Raw genomic sequence first — 6,000 nt, 5'->3', positions numbered from 1 at the left:
TTTTCCGCCGCCCCCCCCCGCCCTCCCCTCCCCTGTGTCAATCCTTTTTTTTCCCCACCGCCATTTGGGCCCTTTTCCCGGCCACACCGGAACATTGCCCGCGATTCGAGCGGGGCAGAAGTCGTCAGGGAGTGAGGGCCACGGTCCGGAAGCCGGCGTTGCCCATCGAGGAGTCGGGGGTGTTCGCCGAGCGAGCTGAGTTCCGGTACCGGTTGCAGTACGAGGCGTGGCACAGATAGCTGCCGCCCCGGAGAACGCGGGGTGCATCGGGTGCTGAGCCGTTCGGCCGGGGCGAGCCATCGACGACGCGCTGATACGCGTCAGCCTCGAACGGGTCGGCGCACCACTCCCAGACGTTGCCTACGCACTGCCACAGCCCGTACCCGTTGGGGGAGAAGGAGCGGACGGGAGCGGTGGTGAGCCATCCGTCCTCCTCGGTGTTCGTGCGGGGGAAGACGCCCTGCCAGATGTTCAGCCGCCAGCCGCCCTCGTCGATGTCCGCGTCTCCCCAGGGATACCGCGCGCCGTCGAGACCGCCGCGCGCGGCGTACTCCCACTCCTGCTCCGTCGGGAGGCGGCGACCCGCCCACGCGCAGTACGCCTGAGCGTCGTTCCAGCTCACGTGCACGACCGGATGCTCGCCAAGACCGTCGAGGTCGGAACGGCGACCGCCGGGGTGTGCCCAGTCGGCGCCGCGGATGCCGGACCACCAGGGCGTCGCGCCTGCCGGCCCCATCCGATCTTCGGGTTCGGCGGCCACGGCGAGGTGGAAGACCGCGGAGTAGCCGAACGTCTCGGCTTCGGTGCGGTAGCCGGTTTCGGCGACGAAGCGGGCGAAGTCCGCATTGGTCACCGTCGTGGCGTCGATCTCGAAGGCGTCGACGTGCACCCGATGCACCGGAAGCTCGCCGTCGCCCGGATTGTGGTCGCCCGACGAGTCGCCCATCAGGAAGGACCCCGCGGGAACCTGGATCTGCTCGACGAGATGGCTCCCGCGGCTCTCCGGCGCCGGTACCGCGTCCGCAGGGCGTGAGCCCACGGTCATGAGCGTCGATCGTGACGGCGTTCCGCACCCGCACCCGCACCCGCATCCGCCGCCGCCGACCAGGAACCCGTCCATCAGGAATTCGTCCATCAGGAACCCGGGATGGCGGCGAGCTCGTCGGCGATACGGTGCAGCTGGGGCGCCGGGAGTCCCATCACGGCGGCGAGGTTGTAGAGGCTGGTGCCGCCGAGCATCCCGAGGATCTCGCTCTGCGCCAACATCGGCGCGTATCGGGTGACGATCTCGCGCGACTGCGGATGCGCGAGCAGCTCCGGCACCGACGTCCCCACACCGAAAGCCCCGCTCGGGAGATCGTCCAGAGCGGGAAGGGGGAGGGCAGCAGCCGTAGCGCGGTCGCGCTGCGCGTGCACGAGCAGGTGCTCCTCGCCCGGGTCACCGACGACCGGGATGCCCAGGCGAAGGAACTGACTCTCGGGGGCATCGTTCTCGCGAAGAAGGCGTGCGAGGAGACGCAGCATCCGCAGCTCCTGCTCGGTGTCGTCAAGCGGATGCTCCTGCGCAGGATCGGTGTGCAGGTCGAACAGCAGCGAGCCGTAGGTGTACGGATTGATCTGTGCACGACCGGTCAGCCGGAGGGGGCGGATCCCCTTCATGAACGGGAACGGGTCGACGAGCTCCGCGCCCTGGAACTCGGCCGGAGCGAACCTCCCGCGCATGTGGGTGGGCATGAGCGTGTACTCCTCGAGCGGGGTGTTGGCGGGAGTCGCGCAGGCCCGCATGTACACGTACCGTCCGTCGGTGACGTTCACGTGTCCGCCGTGGATGCCGAACAGTGCTCCTTCGCGCGAGACCGCGGTGAGCGGGGTGCCGAGCATGTCGTCGGTCGGCTCGACGCCGAAGAAGTCGAGCAGCGTGGGGGCGATGTCGATCGTCTGGGCGAGGCCCGCGTCGCGTTCGCCCGCGCGCCCGGTGCGCGGATCCCACACGAACGCGGGCAGATGCACGAGCTCGTTGAACCACGGCTGCACGCTCTTGGCCCACCACCCGTGCTCGCCGAGCAGGAAGCCGTGGTCGGTGTTGACGATGAGCATCGTGTCGTCCCACATGTCGTGCTCGTCCATCGCGTCGAGCACCCGCCCCAGCGAGCGGTCGCACATGCTCACGAGCGCCTTGTACTCGAAGCGTGCGTGCTCGACCTGGTCTTCGGGCTCGGTGACCTTGGCGTACGACGGCCAGTCGAACTCGGGGCCGTCGTAGTCGTGCGGGTAGAGCTTCTTGTACTCGTCGTAGGTGAAGAACGGCTCGTGCGGATCGAAGCACTCGATCTGCACGAACCACTTGTCGGCGTCGGCGTTCGTCTGCAGGAACTCGATGCCCGCGTCGAAGGTGAGCGTCTGCGGGTGGTCGGCTTCGCGGCGGAGGTAGCCGCGGTTGATCGCATCCTGCCGGTGCAGGCGTCCCTTGAATCCTTCCGCCGTCGGCCCGGCTTTCGGCACCTCAGCCTTCCAGGGGTCGCCCTCCTGACCACGGAAGAACTCCCACGTCGTGTAGCGCGGGTGATAGGTCGCGCCACCGTCTTCCCAGTAGTGGGGGTGATCGCTCGCGAGGTGGGTGTGCACTCCGTCGCGTCCGAGCATCTCGGGCATGGAGTCGTCGAACGGCTCCAGCGGGCCCCAGCTGCGGTGCAGAAAGTTGTGGCGGCCGGTGTGCAGTTCGCGCCGTGCGGGCATGCACGGCATGGAGCCGGCGTAGAAGTTGTCGAAGGTGACGGTGCGCTCGGCCAGGCGCTGGAAGTTCGGCGCCTCGATCTCGTCCGACCCGTAAGGGGGCAGCATGTGCCGGTTGAGGCTGTCGAACATGACCATGATCGCCCGCATCGTCGCGTCTCCTTCTCGTCATGCTCACTTCAGGAACTATGACACTTGTGGAATAGATTCGGGCTCCACCCTCGCACTTCCCCGCAGCTCTGTCAACGTCCACGCGCGTTGACACCTCATGCCACTTGTGTCATTCTGCGGAGAGTTCTGCACGATCTCCCTCGTGCCCCATCTCTCGACACCCGGGCCGGTTCCATGAAGCTAGAGCACCTCCTCCTCGGACTCCTCGGCGAGATGCCGCGCACCGGCTACGAGATCAAGAAGTTCCTCGACACCCATGGGCGGTTCCTCCGCTCGAACACCACGATGAGCCAGGTCTATCGCTCGCTCGCATCGATGACCGAGCGCGGATGGACCGCGTACGCGATCGATGAGCGACCGGGGGCGCAGGACGCGAAGATCTATCGTGTGACGGCCGAGGGGATGACCGTCTTCCGGGACTGGCTCGAGGGCACCTATTCGCCGCCGAGTCGTTTCCAGGACCCGGAGTTCGGTGCGCGGCTCGGTTTCGCGGGGTACCTCACCCCGGAGAAGCTCATCGCCCTGATCGATGTAGAACTCGACGCTCGCCGAGATCAGGTGGCGAAGTATCGGTTCCGCGACCGTTCGATCGCGGACGGCACCTCTGCCGAGTTCGACCGCGTCCTCGCGGCATCCGTCGGCGAGCGCCTGCACCAGCACGGCACCCAGCAGATCGACCTGCACATCGCCCAGCTCGAGGAGTTCCGCCGCGAGCTGCTCGACGGCACGCTTCCGGTGCCGCAGTCGTCGACGACGCAGGGGGTCGCCGACGCCTCTCCCGTCGCGTCGACCCGCTGACCTCTCATTCCCGCGCCATCCGGCGGTGATTCCTCGGTGCCGGTGGTGCCGCCCTTCGTGCTGCCGATAGGCCGTCGGTCGAGTCATCGAGATGTTCCCCCCGACTGTTGACAGCACCATTCCACTAGTGGAGTATGTGGTCATTCCACTTGTGTAATGACTTGACGCGCTCGTCGTCGACCATTTCAATGACGAAAGGGACTCACATGAACACGGCCATCACCGCGTCGACAGGCAAGGACGCCCCGACGCGACCGGCGGGCGTCAAGGGGCGCTGGCGCAACCTCTCCACGCTCATCGGCGTCACGGTCGTCGAGAGCGGCGAGGGCAGCCTCACGACGACGCTGTTCCCCGCGATCGCCAAGAGTCTCGGTCTCGGCAACACCGAACTCGGCCTGCTCTCGACCCTCGGACGCCTGATCGGAGTTCCCTTCGGCCCCTTCTGGGTCTGGTACGCCAATCGCACCAGTCGTCGCCAGGCGATCTTCGTCAGCACGCTCGTGAGCGGCGCGTTCGCCGTGGCATCCGGTTTCGCGGAGAACTTCCTCCTGCTTCTACTGCTGCAGACGCTGCAGGCCGGTGCGGTGATCGGGCTCACGCCGATCACCAACGCCGTGATCGCCGACTCGTTCGACGACAAGTCGCGTGGCAGGGCGGTCGGGATGCTCTATGGCATCTCCGCGATCCTGAGCTCCGTCATCGGGCCGATCATCGGCCTGCTGTCGATCTGGGAATCCGGATGGCGCTGGGGCTTCTGGGGCGTCGGTGCGCTCCTCATCGTCACGGGTGTCCTGGTGCTCGTGCTGTTCCGCGAACCCGAGGTCGGTGCTGCGGACTACGGCGCACAGGCCGCCAGGATCGTGTACGCACGCCCGCGGCTCAAAGACTCGCTGGCGCTCATGAAGATCCCGACCTTCAGCATCCTGATGGCCTCACGGCTGCTCTCCGGGCACCTGCTGATCGCGGTCTTCGGCGTGCAGTTCCTCGTGACCGAGCGCGGATTCGACAACGCCCTCGCCGCCATCGTGGCGCTGCCGTTCGGCATCGGCTACTTCCTCGGCACGGTCGGCGGCGGGTTCGTGGTCTCAGCCATCGATCGGCGCGGCGGGCGCAACGGTCGAGTCGCGTTCCTGCAGACGGCGCAGGTGCTGTTCGCCGTGGTGGCATTCTTCGCCACGCAGTTCGACGTCGCCTCGATCGGCTACTACGCGGCGTTCTGGGGCCTGATGGGTCTTGCGCAAGGGCTCAACCCCGGCGTGAACCGCCCCATCCTGATGTCGGTCATGGCGCCGGAACTGCGTGCGCAGGGCTTCGTGATCTACCTGACGATCTTCGAGGTCATCGGCTGGGCGGCGTTCACCTACGTCGCCGGTGTGCTGGCCGACGCGTTCAGTCTGCAAGCGGTGTTCCTGTGGATCCTGGTGATCCTGATGCTCGTCAACGCCGCCGTCCTCGGGCTGCTCTACCGCTTCTACCCGCGGGACCGGAAGCGTGTGGACGACCTGATCGAGAGCCGTCTGGCTGCAGAGGCCGAGTGAGCGGAACCGGCGCCGCGCAGGTCGCGGCGCCGGTCTCGCTCAGGCGAGTGCGGCGACGAGCGCGCGAGCGGCGGATGCCGACGACTGCGGGTTCTGGCCGGTGATGAGCAGCCCGTCGACCACGGTGTGGTCGCTCCACGGGGAGGCGATGTCGAGCTCGGCGCCCCGCGCCCGCAGCTCGCTCTCGAGCAGGAAGGGCGAGCGGTCGGCCAGTCCGCCGATGCGCTCCTCCTCGTCGCTGAACCCGGTGATGCGGCGTCCGGCCACGACCGATTCTCCGGCCGCGGTGCGCGCGGGAAGCAGGGCTGCCAGTCCGTGGCAGACGGCCGCGAGCGGGCGGCCGGCGGCGAGCGTCGCGGTGATCAGCGCGGCCGAGTCTTCGTCGACCGCCAGATCCTGCATGGGTCCGTGGCCACCGGGGTAGTAGACCGCGTCATACGCTGCGGGGTCGACGTCGGCCAGAACCAGCGGGGCGGTGAGCTCATCGAGCGCGGCGATCGACTCGGCGTCGCCTTCGGCGAGGCTGGACGCATCGGCCACCGGTGCGACGCCGCCCGGGGTCGCGAACGACACCGTGTGGCCGGCCTCGCTGAGCAGTCGGTAGGGAGTGAGCAGTTCTTCCGCCCAGTAGCCGGTCGGGTGCGCGGTGCCGTCGGTGAGGCTCCAAGTGCGGGCGGCGGTGACGACGAAGAGGACAGAGGACATGCGTGCTCCAGAAGGTCGGACGGCAGACGCCGTGCGGATGCGATACCGAGGACAA

Annotated in this window: 5 protein-coding genes; 2 read left to right on the top strand and 3 right to left on the bottom strand. The window is 67.7% G+C overall.

The annotated features are described in order from the left end of the window. Positions 1–124: 124 nt before the first annotated feature. Together ACFVWL_RS04250 and ACFVWL_RS04245 are read right to left on the bottom strand one after the other, a co-directional pair. Positions 125–1,135: a formylglycine-generating enzyme family protein gene (locus tag ACFVWL_RS04250; protein ID WP_387178913.1), complete on the bottom strand. Its 1,011-nt coding sequence runs from the start codon at positions 1,133–1,135 to the stop codon at positions 125–127. Beyond that, complete coding sequence (locus ACFVWL_RS04245) at positions 1,135–2,883, bottom strand: sulfatase (protein ID WP_387178910.1); 1,749 nt, start codon at positions 2,881–2,883, stop codon at positions 1,135–1,137. The genes ACFVWL_RS04250 and ACFVWL_RS04245 overlap by 1 nt, the downstream gene beginning before the upstream one ends. A gap of 195 nt (positions 2,884–3,078) precedes the next feature. On the opposite strand from ACFVWL_RS04245, the gene ACFVWL_RS04240 reads away from it, so the two are divergent. Both ACFVWL_RS04240 and ACFVWL_RS04235 read left to right on the top strand, forming a co-directional pair. Further along, positions 3,079–3,702: a PadR family transcriptional regulator gene (locus tag ACFVWL_RS04240; RefSeq protein ID WP_387178907.1), complete on the top strand. Its 624-nt coding sequence runs from the start codon at positions 3,079–3,081 to the stop codon at positions 3,700–3,702. A 206-nt stretch (positions 3,703–3,908) separates the two neighbouring features. Next, positions 3,909–5,240 (top strand): MFS transporter, encoded by a 1,332-nt coding sequence (locus ACFVWL_RS04235; RefSeq protein WP_036273471.1) that lies wholly within the window; start codon positions 3,909–3,911, stop codon positions 5,238–5,240. A 39-nt stretch (positions 5,241–5,279) separates the two neighbouring features. Here the strand turns inward: ACFVWL_RS04235 and ACFVWL_RS04230 are convergent, their stop codons facing one another. Next, positions 5,280–5,945 (bottom strand): type 1 glutamine amidotransferase domain-containing protein, encoded by a 666-nt coding sequence (locus tag ACFVWL_RS04230; RefSeq protein WP_387178903.1) that lies wholly within the window; start codon positions 5,943–5,945, stop codon positions 5,280–5,282. Positions 5,946–6,000: the final 55 nt, after the last annotated feature.

Source organism: Microbacterium sp. NPDC058269 (assembly GCF_042881445.1).
GTDB lineage: Bacteria > Actinomycetota > Actinomycetes > Actinomycetales > Microbacteriaceae > Microbacterium.
The sequence above is the reverse complement of the archived record's forward strand: the minus strand, read 5'-3'. Positions and strand labels throughout refer to the sequence as shown.

Excerpts from the sequence above, each read along its gene's own strand:
- ACFVWL_RS04240 (WP_387178907.1), top strand. The coding sequence starts at position 3,079 with ATGAAGCTAGAGCACCTCCTCCTCGGACTCCTCGGCGAGATGCCGCGC.
- ACFVWL_RS04250 (WP_387178913.1), bottom strand. The coding sequence starts at position 1,135 with ATGGACGAATTCCTGATGGACGGGTTCCTGGTCGGCGGCGGCGGATGC.
- ACFVWL_RS04245 (WP_387178910.1), bottom strand. The coding sequence starts at position 2,883 with ATGCGGGCGATCATGGTCATGTTCGACAGCCTCAACCGGCACATGCTG.
- ACFVWL_RS04235 (WP_036273471.1), top strand. The coding sequence starts at position 3,909 with ATGAACACGGCCATCACCGCGTCGACAGGCAAGGACGCCCCGACGCGA.
- ACFVWL_RS04230 (WP_387178903.1), bottom strand. The coding sequence starts at position 5,945 with ATGTCCTCTGTCCTCTTCGTCGTCACCGCCGCCCGCACTTGGAGCCTC.